This window comes from Actinoplanes sp. NPDC051494 (assembly GCF_044454705.1).
In the GTDB taxonomy this organism is placed as follows: domain Bacteria; phylum Actinomycetota; class Actinomycetes; order Mycobacteriales; family Micromonosporaceae; genus Actinoplanes.
This window is the reverse complement of the sequence record NZ_JBITDZ010000018.1, coordinates 73443-87047: the sequence shown is the minus strand read 5'-3', so window position 1 is coordinate 87047 and position 13605 is coordinate 73443. Positions and strand designations below refer to the sequence as shown.

Below are 13605 nucleotides of genomic sequence, written 5' to 3'. Positions count from 1 at the left end.
CGCCGGGGGGGGGGGGGGGGGGGGGGCGGGGGGGGGGGGGCGGGGGCGGGGGGGGGGGGGGCCGGGGGGGGGGGGGGGGGGGCCGGCCGGGGGGGGGGGGGGCCGGCGCGGGGGGGGGGGGGGCTGCGCCGGTGGGGGTGGGGCCGCGCCGGCCCGGGTGGGCCGGCGCGGTCGGTCAGCTCAGTTGCAGGGGGAGGACGTCCGGGGCGCCGAGGCGGGTGGCGTCGGCTGTTTCGTCGTCGGGTTGTTCCTGGGAGGCCAGTTCGGCTTCCACCCGGAGGCGGTAGTTGTCGACCTCTCGTTGTCTCTGATCCTCGGACCAGTCGAGGATGTCTCCCATCAGGTCCGCGACCATGGGGGCCGCCGCCACGCCGCGGTCGAAGGTCTCGATGGAGATGCGGGTCCGGCGGGTGAGGGCGTCCTCGATGTGGCGGGCTCCCTCGTGGGCCGCCGCGTAGGTGATCTCCGCGCGCAGGTGGTCCTCCGCTCCCTCCAGGGGTTTGCCCAGGTCGGGGTCGGCCTGGACCAGGGCGAGGACCTCGTGCACGAGGCTGCCGTAGCGGCCCAGCAGGTGCTCGACGCGGGCTACGTGCAGGCCGGATTCCTCGGCCAGGACGCGGCGGCGGTTCCACAGTGCGGTGTAGCCCTCGGCTCCGAGCAGGGGGACCCGCTCGGTGCAGGAGCGGGGGACCGAGCGGCCGAGGCCGTGGACCGCGGCGTCGATCGCGTCGCGGGCCATCACCCGGTATGTCGTGTATTTTCCGCCGGCGACGACCACCAGGCCGGGGACCGGGCTGCCGACCGTGTGCTCGCGGGACAGCTGGGACGTCGAGTCGCTCTCGCCGGACAGCAGGGGGCGCAGGCCGGCATAGACGCCCTGGACGTCGGAGCGTTCCAGCGGGGTGGCCAGCGCCTGGTTGACCTGGGACAGCAGGTAGTCGATGTCGGTGCTGGACGCGGCCGGGTGCGCCTTGTCCAGGGACCAGTCGGTGTCCGTGGTGCCGATGATCCAGTGGCGGCCCCAGGGGATCACGAACAGGACGCTGGAGGCCGTACGCATGATCAGACCTGTTTTTGACTGGATCCGGTCCCTCGGCACCACCAGGTGGATGCCTTTGCTCGCGCGGACGTGGAACTGGCCGCGTTCGCCGATGAGGGCCTGGGTGTCGTCGGTCCAGACGCCGGTCGCGTTGACGACCTGCTGGGCGCGGATCTCGAAGGTGCGGTCGTGTTCGAGGTCGTGGACGCGGACACCGGTGACCCGTTCGCCCTCGCGCAGGAAACCGACGACCTTGGTGCGGTTGGCGACATGGGCGCCGTAGGCCGCGGCGGTGCGGGCCAGGAACATGGTGTGCCGGGCGTCGTCGACCTGGGCGTCCCAGTACTGCAGCGCGCCGACCAGGGAGTCCTTCTTCAGAGCCGGGCAGACGCGCAGGGCCTGGCGGCGGGACAGGTTGCGGTGCCGGGGCAGGCCGCCGCTCGCCGTGGCCATGAGGTCGTAGAGCTGGACCCCGGTGCCCGCGTACAGGCGCTCCCAGAACCGGTGTTTGAGCGGGTAGAGGAACGGCACCGGGCGGGCCAGGTGCGGGGCGAGGCGCTGCAAGATGAGTCCACGCTCACGTAAGGCCTCGCGCACCAACGCGAAGTCCAGCATCTCGAGGTAGCGCAGGCCGCCGTGGATCAGTTTGCTGGAACGGCTCGAGGTGCCGGACGCGAAGTCGCGGGCCTCGACCAGGCCGACCGACAGGCCGCGGGTGACGGCGTCGAGGGCGCATCCCGCGCCCACCACGCCGCCGCCCACGACCAGTACGTCGACCTCTTCGCGTTCCAGTGCGGCGAGGGCGGTGGCACGGGTCTGAGGGGAGAGTGCGATGTCAGTCAACGTCCACCCAATCGAGAGTGCGCTCGACGGCCTTCTTCCACCGTCCGTACCCGTCTTCCCGCTGTTCCTGCGTCCATGCCGGCTGCCAGCGCTGGGACTCGTTCCAGTTGTCGCGCAGCTCGTCGGTCGACTTCCAGAAACCGACGGCCAGGCCCGCGGCGTACGCGGCACCGAGCGCGGTCGTCTCGGCGACCACCGGCCGGCTCACCGGGACGCCGAGCACGTCCGCCTGGGTCTGCATGCAGAGGTTGTTGACCGTGATACCGCCGTCGACCTTGAGCACGTCGAGCGTGACCCCGGAGTCCTGCGCCATGGCCTCGACGACGTCGCGGGTCTGGTAGCAGATCGACTCGAGGGTGGCCCGGGCCAGGTGCGCGGACGTGTTGAAGCGGGACAGGCCGACGATGGCGCCGCGGGCGTCCGAGCGCCAGTACGGGGCGAACAGGCCGGAGAACGCCGGGACGAAGTAGACGCCGCCGCTGTCCGGGACCGACGCGGCGAGCGACTCGCTCTCCTCCGCGGAGTTGATCACGTGGAGCTGGTCGCGCAACCACTGCACGGCCGAGCCGGTGACCGCGATCGAGCCCTCGAGCGCGTACACGGGAGCCGCGTCACCGAACTTGTACGCGACCGTCGTGAGCAGGCCATGTTCCGAGCGGACGAGCTCCGTACCGGTGTTGAGCAGCATGAAGTTGCCCGTACCGTAGGTGTTCTTGGCCTCGCCGGGGTTGAAGCAGACCTGGCCGACCGTGGCGGCCTGCTGGTCGCCGAGGTCACCGGTGAGCGGGACCTCCCCGCCCAGCGGGCCCGGCCAGCGCGCCACGCCGTAGGTGTTCGGGTCCGACGACGGGCGGATCTCGGGCAGCATCTGCCGCGGGATGTCGAAGAACCCGAGCAGCTCGTCGTCCCAGTCCAGCGTCTCGAGATTCATCAGCATCGTGCGGCTGGCGTTGGTCACATCGGTGATGTGGTTGCCGCCGTCGACGCCGCCGGTCATGTGCCACAGCAGCCAGCTGTCGGTGTTGCCGAAGATCGCGTCGCCGCGCTCGGCCGCGGCACGGACCCCGTCGACGTTCTCCAGGATCCACTGGATCTTGCCGCCGGAGAAGTAGGTCGCCGGCGGCAGGCCCGCCTTGCGCCGGATCACGTCACCACGACCGTCCCGGTCCAGGGCGGAGGCGATCCGATCGGTACGGGTGTCCTGCCACACGATCGCGTTGTAGTACGGCCGCCCGGTGCGCCGGTCCCACACCACCGTGGTCTCGCGCTGGTTCGTGATGCCCAGCGCGGCCAGGTCACGCGCCTCCAGGTTCGCCTTCTGCATCGCGGTGCGGATCACGGCGGTCGTACGTTCCGCGATCTCGATGGGGTTGTGCTCCACCCAGCCGGCCTGCGGCAGGATCTGCTCGTGCTCGAGCTGATGCCGGGCCACCTCGTTGCCACCGTGATCGAAGATCATGAAGCGGGTGCTGGTGGTGCCCTGGTCCACTGCGCCGACGAAGTCAGCCACGGCGTGCCTCCACAGTCTGTTGCGGTTCCCCGGCCGGGATCTGCCCCGGCTCCTGAGGGCTCTCGTCGGGCAGGTACCGCCCGATGAGCGCCTTGTACAACCCGGCGCCGAGAAGCCCGCCGAGGATAGGTGCCACGATCGGTATCCAGAAATACAGGTACCCGGTCTGATCTCGGAACGCCCCGCCGTAGCCGGTGAAGAAGCTTGCGAGGCGGGGCCCGAGGTCACGCGCGGGGTTGATCGCGTACCCGGCGTTCGTGCCCCACGCCATGCCGATGCCGACGATGAGCAGGCCGACGACGACCGGGGCGAGGTTGGCCGCCGGGGGAGTGCCGGCCGCGTCCGTGATGGCCATCAGCAGGAAGAGCAGGATGGCCGTACCGATGATCTGGTCGCGGAAGGCCCCCCATTCGCCGACCGGGAGCGTGCCGTTGCCCGGCAGGGTCGAGAAGACGCCCTGGGTCTTGATGGTGAGGCCGGGGTCGGCCGCGTGCAGGACCTCGCTGTAGTTCCACCGCACGATCAGCGCGGCGACGAACGCGCCGAGGAGCTGCGCGAGGGAGTAGGGGAGCACCTTGCGCCACTCGAAGCCCTTGAAGGCGGCGAGGGCGATGGTGACCGCGGGGTTGAGATGGGCGCCACTGATCCGCCCGGCGACGTAGACGCCGAGCATGACGCCCAGCCCCCAGGCCCAGGCGATGCTGTCGTGGTCACCGATGCCGCCGCCCGCGACCTGCGCGACGACACCGACGCCGAAGAGGATGAGGATCATGGTTCCGGCGAACTCCGCGGCCAGCTCTCCCGCGAGTCCTCCGGGGACTTTCCATCGTGCTGCCATGCCACCGAACTTTTCACCGGTCGCGGCGGCGGGCAATGAACGCCGTTCGACATTGTCGAACATCGAAAGCTATCGGTCCGTAACCAGAAGGCATAACATCCGTAACGTGCCCGGAACGGTGCAGTCGATCGAGAGAGCCGCCGCGATCCTGCGGATGCTCGCCGGCGGTCCCGGCCACGTCGGGCTCGCGGAGATCGCCCGGTCGCTCGACCTGGCGAAGGGGACGGTCCACGGCATCCTGCGCACGCTGCAGGGCGTCGGCTTCGTCGAGCAGGACCGCTCGTCGGGCCACTACCAGCTGGGGGCGGCGCTGCTGCACCTCGGCACCAGTTACCTCGACATCAACGAGCTGCGGTCCCGGTCGATCAACTGGGCGGACCCGCTGGCCGCCCGCTCCGGCGAGGCCGTGCGGATCGGCACCGTCCTGGAGGGGAAGGTACTGGTGGTGCACCACGTGTTCCGGCCCGACGACACGTTCCAGACCCTCGACATCGGCACGCTGCTGCCGCTGCACGCCACCGCGCTGGGCAAGGTGCTGCTCGCCTACCGGGTGGCGCCGGGGCCCGTACCCCCGCTGGAGAGATTCACCCGCCGGACCGTGGACTCGCCCGCCCAGCTCGCCACCGACCTGGCCGGGGTCCGCGACGCGGGCTGGGCCGCCGACATCGAGGAACACACCGTCGGCCAGGCCGCCATCGCGTCCCCGATCCGGGGCTACGGCGGCCTGGTCGTCGGCGCGATCGGGGTCTCCGGCCTCGTCGAACGCCTCTGCGACACCCGCTACCGGCCACTGCCCCGGCTGGTCGGCTACGTCCGCGACGCCGCCCGCGCCATCTCCCGCGACCTCGGCGCCGCCCGATGAGCCACTCCGGGACGGCCCGCTACGTCGTCGCGATCGACCAGGGCACCACGTCGACCCGATGCATCGTCTTCGACCGGCGGGGACAACTCGTCTCCCACGCCCAGCAGGAACACAAGCAGTACTTCCCCAAGCCCGGCTGGGTCGAGCACGACGCCGCCGAGATCTGGCGCAACGTGGAACGCCTCGCGCCCCTGGCCCTCAGCCGGGCCGGCATCACCCTCGAACAGGTCGCGGTCGTCGGTATCGCCAACCAGCGGGAGACCACGGTGCTGTGGGACCGCCGCACCGGCGTACCCCTGGGCCGGGCCCTGGTGTGGCAGGACACCCGTACCGATGCGCTGGTCTCGGCCCTGCTCGGGAAACCCGGCGCCGAGGCGGTGCAGGAACGCTCCGCGCTGCCGATCGCGACGTACTTCTCCGGCCCGCGCCTGCGCTGGATGCTGGACCACACGCCCGGCCTGCAGGAACGCGCGGAACGCGGCGAGATCCTGTTCGGCACGATGGAGACGTGGCTGATCTGGAACCTCACCGGAGGCCTGCACGTCACGGACGTCACCAACGCCAGCCGCACCAACCTGCTCGACGTGCACACCCTCGACTGGTCCGCCGATTCACTCGCGTTCTTCGGCATCCCCCGGGCCATGCTGCCCGAGGTCAGACCGTCGGTGGGGACTCTCGGGACTGCGGTGGCGGCTTTCCCCGGGGTACGCATCGGGGCCGCGCTCGGCGACCAGCAGGCGGCTCTGTTCGGCCAGACCTGCTTCACCCCGGGTGAGGCGAAATGCACGTACGGGACCGGCAGCTTCCTGCTCCTCAACACCGGGAACGATCTCGTACGGTCCACAAATGGCCTGCTCAGTACCGTGGCCTACCAGCTGGAGGGGGAGCTGGCGCAGTATGCGCTGGAAGGCTCGATAGCCATCACCGGATCACTGGTCCAATGGTTCCGCGACCAGCTCGAACTGATCGCCAGCGCGCCGGAGATCGAAACCCTCGCCCGCACGGTCAAGGACAACGGCGGCTGCTACATCGTCCCCGCGTTCTCCGGCCTGTACGCACCGCACTGGCGATCCGAGGCCCGCGGTGTGATCGTGGGGCTGACCTCGTACATCACCAAGGGCCACCTGGCCCGCGCGGTCCTCGAGGCGACGGCCTGGCAGACCCGCGAGGTGGTCGACGCCATGAACGTCAACTCCGGCCTCACCCTGAAGACGCTCAAGGTCGACGGCGGCATGACCGCGGACAACCTGCTCATGCAGTACGTGGCGGACGTGCTCGACGTCCCGGTGGTGCGGCCGCTGGCCTCCGAGACGGTGTCCCTGGGCGCCGCCTACGCGGCCGGCCTGGCGGTGGGCTACTGGCCGGACCTGGAGGACCTGCGCCACAACTGGCACCGGGCCGCCCAGTGGCTCCCGTCCATGGACCCCGGCGTCCGCACCACCGAATACGGCAACTGGCGCCGGGCCGTCGAACGCACCTTCGACTGGATCCAGCCCGCTTGACGCCGGCACCATCATCGTCGGTATGCCGATGATCCGATCCTGGTGGGGCCGGCCGGTGCCCCGCCGCGTCAAGGCGGTGTCAGCCGGGCAGCTCAGCTCGCTGATCGCCTACGCGCAGCCACGGTTCAGCCGGCAGGCCCGGTCCGTCGAACTCGAGGACCGGCTCACGTACTTCCTCATCCCGACGGCCGTGCACACCACGCCGGAACAAGCCTGGATCTGCCGGGTCGTCGCGGTCGACCTCGAGGCGGACCGGCCCCACCTCAGCTACGACCGGCTGGAGGTGGAGACCGGCCGGTTCGCCCGGCTCCCGAAGGCGAGCAGGACCCAGCAGGACCAGCTGCTGCACTGGCTCGCCCACACCGCCGGCCGCTGAAATTGCCGTGGACCTCGTCGTCCGCGGGCCCGTAGGTTGTCCACCATGCGTGGTGAGGACCTGGCCGGGTTGGCCCGCACAATCGTGTCAGCGGATGCCGCAGAGCGCGAAGCCGGCGCGGAGCACGCGAGTGACTGGGCGCGATTCTTCGACGACCAGGAGGCGGGCACGGTATACCGGCTTCTGGCCCTCATGGCGTCGATCGAACCGTCGGACCGGGCGCGTGAAGCGCAACTGCACGCCATCGGCGAGATCAGTGGCTGGTCCGTGCCGGACGCTGCGGCAATTGCCCCACTTTTCAGGCGTCCTCCCGAGGGCCTGGACGACCAGGACCGCGACTATCTCGCGGAGCTGGGTGTCCTGCCGCCCGGTGACGATGACTGATTCCGGGCGGGTTGGGTACGGACAGTGCAGGACGGCACCAGGCTCGTCCCGGACTTCCATCAGGAGCTCGGCATGTTGTTCAACCTAATCAGGCGTTACGTCATCATGGCGGTCGCGATCCCGCTCGCGGCGTTCGGCGCCCGCAAGCTCAGCGACGCGGTCGAGGCCCGGCGCGGCCCGAGCCGGGGCACCCGGATGCTGCGCAAGGGCGCGGACACCCTGCAAGGCCGTTTCGGCCGGCAGAAGAAGCAGCGCCGGTTCTCGTTCGGCCGCTGACCCGGGTCGCCCCGGCCCACCGCCCCGGGCCGCGTTCATCCACTCGCGGCCTTCCGCCCTGGCCCGTCCTCGTCCGCCTGGGCTCGTCCGCCTGGGCTCGTCCGCCTGGGCTCGTCCGCCTGGGCTCGTCCGCCTGGGCTCGTCCGCCTGGGCTCGTCCGCCTAGGCTCGTCCGCCTGCGCTCGGCCGCTCGCGCCTGCGCTCGGCCGCTCGCGCCTGCGCTCGGCCGCTCGCGCCTGCGCTCGGCCGCCTGCGTTCACCCGCCTGCCCGCGTCCATCTGCTTGCGCTCTTCCGTCGAGGTCCACGCACTCGTGCGCAACCGTTCGCCCTCATCCACCGGTGGTCTGTCGCGGCTCGCGGTGATGGGTTTCCCCGATTCTCAGGCCCGGCGCAGGACTACCGCGACGCCGGTGCGGGTGTAGTGGGCCTCGGCGCGGTAGCCCGGGGTGGTCACGGTCACGTGGGTGAAGCGGCCGGTGACACGGTGCGCGGTCAGAATCTGGATCACGGTGCCGGTGCGCGCTGACGGGGCCTTGATCTCCAGGGCGCTGCCGTGGCCGAGTACGGCGGTGCCGTCGACGGTGATCGGGCCGGCCGGGGCCAGGGTGCCGCCCTGTTGGCGGTAGTCGCCGTGCAGGTGCAGGGTGGTCGCCGTGCGCAGCGTGCCGCCGGTGAGCATGACCGGGCCGGTGCCGAGGGCGGTACGTGAGTCGGCACTCAGGATACCGGCGGTCACGGTCGTGCCACCCCGGTAGCTGTTGGTGCCGTCCAGGACGAGGGTGCCGGCTCCGGCCTTGACCAGCCCGCCGCGGCCGCCGATGTCGTTGCGCCAGGTGTCCGTGGTGGTGCCGTCCATCGTGACGTGCACGTCGCGGTCGAATGCGCCGTAGCCGTCGGCCGCGGCGAACAGGTCGAGGCGGCCCCAGTTCTCCGGGCCGTCGAGCAGCGGGTAGCCGGCCGGCAGGGCCGTGGTGCGCAGGACCTCGCGGCGCTGGGCCGCGGTCAGGTACGGCTGGCGTGTCTCCAGCAGCACTTCGGCGCCCTGCGGGACGGTCATCGCCGTGGCTGCGCGACCGCGGGGCAGACCGTACGTGAGTCGAGACTCGACTTTGCGGCGATTGGCGCGGCGGTCCGCGTACGCGTCGGCGACAGCGGTGGGGGTATCTTTGCGCTGGAGCTGCCGGGCCTGTTCGCGGGCCGCGGCCTTGAGGTCGGCGTTGGCCGGGTCGTTGAGGGCCGCCGCGGCCAGGGCTGTCGCCATGATGCGGCCGCCGATCACGTCCACGGCTGAGTGCATGCCCGCGATGATCCGGGTGTCGCTCAGGTCGAAGGCGGCGGTGACCAGCTCCTGGAAGCGCTCCGGGAACGCGTACGCGAAAGCCAGCGCGGCCAGGTGGAAAGCGTTCGTGTGGCCGCTGGGGAAACCGCCGTCGTCGGCCGGGGTGAGGCTGCGCTGGCGCAGCAGCGTGGGGACGACGCTGACCTCGGAGTCGTAGACCGGGTAGCCGAGCGCGTCGACCTCACCGGTGGGGACGACCTCGCTGCGGTTGTTCATCCGCCAGGGGCGCGGGTACTGGAACGCCGCCTTGGCCGGGTTGCCCGACGCGAACGGGCCCCGCACCGTGTTCACCAGCGTGACCACCGCGCCGAGCGTCGCCGAGTCCGGTGAGCCGGCGCCCACCGCGGAACCGGCCGGCGCGCCCGCGGGGACGGTGTCGCTGATCGTGGTCGCCGGGGTGGTCGCCGGGGCGGTGGTGATGCTGGTGACGGCGAGGGCCTGCGCCTTGTAGGCGGCGGCGAGCGGGCCGAGGCCGGCGATCACGGCGTAGCTCTGGTGCTGGCGGTCCTGGACGAACGCCCGGTCGGCCTGCTGCTGGGTGCGGTTGCGGGTGACCTTGACGGAGTAGCGGATGTTCGCCCGCAGGACGGCTTCGTCGAGCACGGTGCCGGTGTCCCAGGTGGAGCCGGTGTGCCAGAGGCGCTGCATGCCGGACAGGATCCGTACGACCGCGTTGGTCTCGGCCGTCAGGTTCGCCATCACGTTCGTCCGGTAATCCGTGACGAACGACGGCGCGAGGGCCGGAGCTGCGAAGGCCGGAGCTGCGAGGGCCGGTGTTGCGAGGGCCGGTGTTGCGAGGGCCGGTGTTGCGAGGGCTGGTGTTGCGAGGGCTGGGGCGGCGGAGGCGGCGACGGCGGCGCGCAGCAGGGAACGGCGGGTCAGGGCGGGCGAGGTGGTCACCCGGCCAAGATCGTCAGTCGCGGCGACCGCTCGGCGACACGGGTACGGCCGGGGTGTGAACGCTCGCCGAACGGCGCCCGGCACGGCGCCCGGCATGGCGCCCAGCATGGCGCCCGGCATGGCGCTGGGCGCGGCGCTGGGCACGGCGCTGGGCACGGCGCTGATAGCTTGCGGGGATGGGTGATCACGGCATCGATCTGAGTGTTCCCGGCGAGCCGTTCGTGATCTTCGCGCGTTCCGATGACGCGTCGTTCCACGGCGGGGGTAGCGAAGGCGGCGGAGACGGCGGAGGCGGTGCGGGCAGCGACGGTGGGGTCGTGGTGCGTCTTGCTGCCGAGGCCCTGACGGACAAGGGGCGGCTGTTCCGGGAGTTCGCCCGGGAGCTGCGGTTTCCGTCGTATTTCGGGCACAACTGGGACGCCCTGGTCGACTGTCTCGGTGATCTGCACCCGCATTTCGACGGGGCCTGGCCCTCCCTGGTGCTGATCGAGAGCGCGGATGTCGTGGTCGTGACCGACCACTTCGCGCTGCTCGTCGACGTGCTGTGCGACGGGGCGTGGCAGGCCAACCTGCAGCTCGACGCGGACGACGAGCCGAACGGCCGGGAGTCGTACCCGCTGCGCTTCGTGTTCCTGATGGACCGGTTCGATCCGGGTCTGATCACTCGCAGGCTGCGATCGCGACCTCAGCTGGTCGTCAGCGAGTCGGTGGGTCGCCTGCTGGTGACCAGCAATCCGAACGCGGGCTGACGGGCGGGGTGTGAACGCTCGTGGAAGTCCGCCCGGCGCGGCCCGGGCCGCTCTAACCTCCGGACATGGAGATCGATCTCGATGCGGCGCAGGACGTGCCGGCACCCGCCCGGCGCCGGGGCCGGCTCGCCGTGTTGCTCATTGCCGCGGTGGTGGCCGGCGCGCTGGGTGGCTGGACGGTGGGGTTCCGGGCCGGGGAGAAGGCCGCGGCGGGTGGGGCGGTGGCGCTGACCGGGGTCGAGGTGCGCCCGGACGGTGAGCAGATGCGGTTGCGCTGGCTGATCGTGAACTTCAGCCACCGTGACGCCCGGCTGGCCGAGGTGCGGGTGTCCGGGAAGGACGTCCCCGACGCCACCGGTGCGGTCCCGGGCCGGACCGTCACCGAGTTCTCCACGACGGTGGGCTGCGAGTCGAGCGATCTTCCGCAGCTCAACGTCGGTGTGGTCGACGGGGACGGCGAGTCGCAGAGCATGGGTGGCATGCCCGATCTGGGGATGTGGACGGCGTTGTGCTCCGCCTGAGAGCCGGAGGGCGAGGACTAGCATCTGTCACCGTGCTGGAATCACTGAGATCCGTCGATCCCTCCGTCCTCGGTGCGTACCGGCTGCTCGGCCGCCTCGGCGCCGGCGGGATGGGCACCGTGTACCTGGCCGAGGCCCCGGGCGGCGGGCGGGTCGCGGTCAAGTGTGTGCGGCCCGAGTTCGCCGCGGAGCCGGAGTTCCGGGGCCGGTTCCAGCGGGAGATCGAGCGGGCCCGGCAGGTGCCGGCGTTCTGCACGGCCGAGGTGCTCGACGCCGATGTCCGCGGTGAGCTGCCCTACCTGGTCACCGAGTTCGTGGACGGGCCGGCGCTGAGCCGGGTCGTGCGGGCCGACGGGCCGATGCGGCCGGGGAACCTGCACGCGCTGGCGCTCGGGGTGGCCGGGGCGCTGACCGCGATCCACGGTGCCGGGGTGGTGCACCGGGACCTGAAGCCCGGCAACGTGCTGCTGGCGCTGGGCAGTCCGAAGGTCATCGATTTCGGCATCGCCCGCGCGTTCGAGGAGGGGACCCGGCACACTCACACCGGGCAGATGATCGGCACGGTCGAGTACATGGCGCCCGAGCGGTTCGACGGGCGGGCCCGGGACGCGGGGGCTCCGGCGGACGTGTTCGCGTGGGGTGCGGTCATCGCGTACGCGGCGACCGGGCGCTCGCCGTTCGGGTCCGGTTCGCCGACGGCGACCGCGGCGCGGATCCTCACCGGGGAGCCGGATCTCGGGTCGCTGTCCGGCCCGCTGCGCGACCTGGTGGCCCGGGCGCTGAGCAAGGAGCCGGCCGACCGTCCGTCCGCGGCGCAGCTCGTGCAGGGGCTGCTGGTCACCCCGGGTGCCCCGGGGGTGCCGGCGTCGGACACCGACCGGGAGGGCGCGGCCCGGGTGCTGCAGCAGGCGGTCCACGACGGGCATCTGGGCCTCGACGAGTACGACGGCCGGGTGCGGCAGGCGTTCGGCGCCCGTACCCACCGCACCCTGGGCAACGCCGTCGCCGACCTCCCGCAGGAGGACCGTGTCGCGGTGCCGCCGGAGCACAGACCGCCGATCCGGTACGGCCCGATCGAGCGCGGTCTGCGGGCGAGCGGCCGGGGGCTGGGCCGGGCCGCGCTGTTCTGCGCCCCGGCCGGTGTGCTGGGCTTCGCCGCGGCCTGGGTCGTCCCGGACTACACCCCTGGTGTGGTGGGGGTGACCCTGCTCGCGTCCGGCGTCAGGAGCATCATCCGGGCGGAGCGACGCCGCTACAACAAGTAGCGGAGACCGGTAGCGGAGACCGGTAGCGGAGACCGGTAACGGTCAGATGAACGCGCTCAGCCCGGTCACCGCGCGGCCGACGATCATGGTGTTGATCTCGCGGGTGCCCTCGTACGAGTAGAGCGCCTCGGCGTCGGCGACGTAGCGGCCGATGTCGTAGTCGAGGACGATGCCGTTGCCGGCCAGGATCTCGCGGGCCCAGCCGACCACCTCGCGCATCCGGGTTGTCGTGTACGCCTTGGCCAGCGCCGAGTGCTCGTCCTTGAACTCGCCGGCGTCCTGGAGCTGGGCCAGGCGCACACACATGCCCAGCGCGCCGGTCACGTTGCCCAGCATCCGTACCAGAAGGTCCTGGACCAGCTGGAACTTGCCGATCGGGCGACCGAACTGCTCGCGTTCCTTGGCGTAGTCGAGGGCGATCTCGTACGCGGCGAGCATCACCCCGACCGCCTCCCAGGCCACCCCGCTGCGGGTGGCCCGCAGCACCTTCGACGTGTCCTTGAACGTGCGCGCGTTCCCGAGCCGGTTCGCGGCCGGGACGACGCAGTCCGTGAGCGTGATGTCGGCGTTCTGGACGATCCGCAGCGCGATCTTGTTCTCGATCTTCGTGGCGGTGAAACCGGGGGTGTCCTTCTCCACGACGAAGCCCTTGACCTGGTCGTCGGCGAGGTCGCGGGCCCAGACCACGGTGAGGTCGGCGAACGTCGCGTTGCCGATCCAGCGCTTCGCGCCGTTGAGCACCCAGGTGTCGCCGTCCTGGCGGGCCGTGGTGCGCAGGCCGGCCGCGACGTCGGAGCCGCCGGTCGGTTCGGTCAGCGCGAACGCGCCGATCTGCTCGAACGTGCGCATCGCCGGCAGCCACCGTTCCTGCTGCTCGGGGGAGCCGCAGGTGGTGATGCTGCCCATGGCCAGGCCGGCGTGCACGCCGTAGAACGTGGCCATCGAAGCGTCGGCGCGGGCCATCTCCAGCGCGAGCCAGCCGGACAGCAGATTCGACTGCGGCGCGCCCGCGATCCCCAGGTCGGCGAAGCCTTTGACCAGCTCGAACGGGAACTCGGCGCGGGCCCAGTAGTCGTTCGCGAGCGGCGTCACCTGCGTGGTCAGGAAGTCCCTGACGCGTGCGACGACACCGGCCTCGTCGGGGGAGAGCAGGTCCTGGAATCGGTAGAGGTCACCCATGAGCATGGGAGCGTCTTACCCT

At 71.4% G+C, this 13605-nt stretch carries 14 protein-coding genes; 9 read left to right on the top strand and 5 right to left on the bottom strand.

All coding sequences use genetic code 11. The features are described 5' to 3' along the window. Positions 1 to 175: 175 nt before the first annotated feature. Genes ACIA6A_RS39860 through ACIA6A_RS39850 form a run of 3 tightly spaced genes read right to left on the bottom strand, consistent with a single transcriptional unit; the run spans position 176 to position 4230 of the window. Positions 176 to 1882 (bottom strand): glycerol-3-phosphate dehydrogenase/oxidase, encoded by a 1707-nt coding sequence (locus tag ACIA6A_RS39860; protein ID WP_396103343.1) that lies wholly within the window; start codon positions 1880 to 1882, stop codon positions 176 to 178. Continuing rightward, a complete protein-coding gene (gene glpK, locus ACIA6A_RS39855; protein ID WP_396103342.1) occupies positions 1875 to 3392 on the bottom strand; it encodes a glycerol kinase GlpK in 1518 nt (505 codons plus the stop codon). The genes ACIA6A_RS39860 and glpK (ACIA6A_RS39855) overlap by 8 nt, the downstream gene beginning before the upstream one ends. Further along, on the bottom strand, positions 3385 to 4230 hold the full coding sequence (locus ACIA6A_RS39850; protein ID WP_396103341.1) for an MIP/aquaporin family protein: 846 nt from the start codon (positions 4228 to 4230) through the stop codon (positions 3385 to 3387). The genes glpK (ACIA6A_RS39855) and ACIA6A_RS39850 overlap by 8 nt, the downstream gene beginning before the upstream one ends. Before the next feature lie 106 nt (positions 4231 to 4336). Between ACIA6A_RS39850 and ACIA6A_RS39845 the strand changes: the two genes are divergently transcribed. The 5 genes from ACIA6A_RS39845 to ACIA6A_RS39825 all read left to right on the top strand — a co-directional run bounded on the left by ACIA6A_RS39845 (position 4337) and on the right by ACIA6A_RS39825 (position 7630). Further along, positions 4337 to 5092, top strand: coding sequence for an IclR family transcriptional regulator (locus tag ACIA6A_RS39845; RefSeq protein ID WP_396103340.1), 756 nt, complete (start codon positions 4337 to 4339; stop codon positions 5090 to 5092). After that, on the top strand, positions 5089 to 6594 hold the full coding sequence (gene glpK / locus ACIA6A_RS39840; RefSeq protein WP_396103339.1) for a glycerol kinase GlpK: 1506 nt from the start codon (positions 5089 to 5091) through the stop codon (positions 6592 to 6594). Before ACIA6A_RS39845 ends, glpK (ACIA6A_RS39840) begins: the two co-directional genes overlap by 4 nt. Positions 6595 to 6616: 22 nt before the next feature. Further along, complete coding sequence (locus ACIA6A_RS39835) at positions 6617 to 6970, top strand: hypothetical protein (protein ID WP_396103338.1); 354 nt, start codon at positions 6617 to 6619, stop codon at positions 6968 to 6970. Between the two features lie 45 nt (positions 6971 to 7015). Continuing rightward, positions 7016 to 7354, top strand: coding sequence for a hypothetical protein (locus ACIA6A_RS39830; RefSeq protein WP_396103337.1), 339 nt, complete (start codon positions 7016 to 7018; stop codon positions 7352 to 7354). A 72-nt stretch (positions 7355 to 7426) separates the two neighbouring features. Further along, positions 7427 to 7630 carry a hypothetical protein gene (locus tag ACIA6A_RS39825; protein ID WP_396103336.1) on the top strand — a complete coding sequence of 68 codons (204 nt, stop codon included), beginning with the start codon at positions 7427 to 7429 and terminating at the stop codon, positions 7628 to 7630. A gap of 379 nt (positions 7631 to 8009) precedes the next feature. Here the strand turns inward: ACIA6A_RS39825 and ACIA6A_RS39820 are convergent, their stop codons facing one another. Continuing rightward, complete coding sequence (locus ACIA6A_RS39820; protein WP_396103335.1) at positions 8010 to 9869, bottom strand: phosphatase PAP2 family protein; 1860 nt, start codon at positions 9867 to 9869, stop codon at positions 8010 to 8012. A gap of 55 nt (positions 9870 to 9924) precedes the next feature. Here ACIA6A_RS39820 and ACIA6A_RS39815 point away from each other — a divergent pair, with 55 nt between their 5' ends. The 4 genes from ACIA6A_RS39815 (at position 9925) to ACIA6A_RS39800 (ending at position 12404) form a co-directional block, all read left to right on the top strand. Beyond that, the gene (locus ACIA6A_RS39815) at positions 9925 to 10053 is read left to right on the top strand and encodes a hypothetical protein (RefSeq protein ID WP_396103334.1); all 129 of its coding nucleotides are present in this window, start codon (positions 9925 to 9927) and stop codon (positions 10051 to 10053) included. Beyond that, positions 10046 to 10618, top strand: coding sequence for a barstar family protein (locus tag ACIA6A_RS39810; protein WP_396103333.1), 573 nt, complete (start codon positions 10046 to 10048; stop codon positions 10616 to 10618). The genes ACIA6A_RS39815 and ACIA6A_RS39810 overlap by 8 nt, the downstream gene beginning before the upstream one ends. Positions 10619 to 10683: 65 nt before the next feature. Continuing rightward, entirely contained in the window at positions 10684 to 11139 is a 456-nt protein-coding gene (locus ACIA6A_RS39805) for a hypothetical protein (protein ID WP_396103332.1), read from the top strand. 32 nt (positions 11140 to 11171) lie between these two features. Next, positions 11172 to 12404: a protein kinase gene (locus ACIA6A_RS39800; RefSeq protein ID WP_396103331.1), complete on the top strand. Its 1233-nt coding sequence runs from the start codon at positions 11172 to 11174 to the stop codon at positions 12402 to 12404. A gap of 42 nt (positions 12405 to 12446) precedes the next feature. On the opposite strand, the gene ACIA6A_RS39795 is transcribed toward ACIA6A_RS39800, so the two are convergent. Beyond that, positions 12447 to 13589, bottom strand: a complete 1143-nt coding sequence (locus ACIA6A_RS39795) for an acyl-CoA dehydrogenase family protein (RefSeq protein ID WP_396103330.1) — start codon at positions 13587 to 13589, stop codon at positions 12447 to 12449. Positions 13590 to 13605 lie beyond the last annotated feature (16 nt).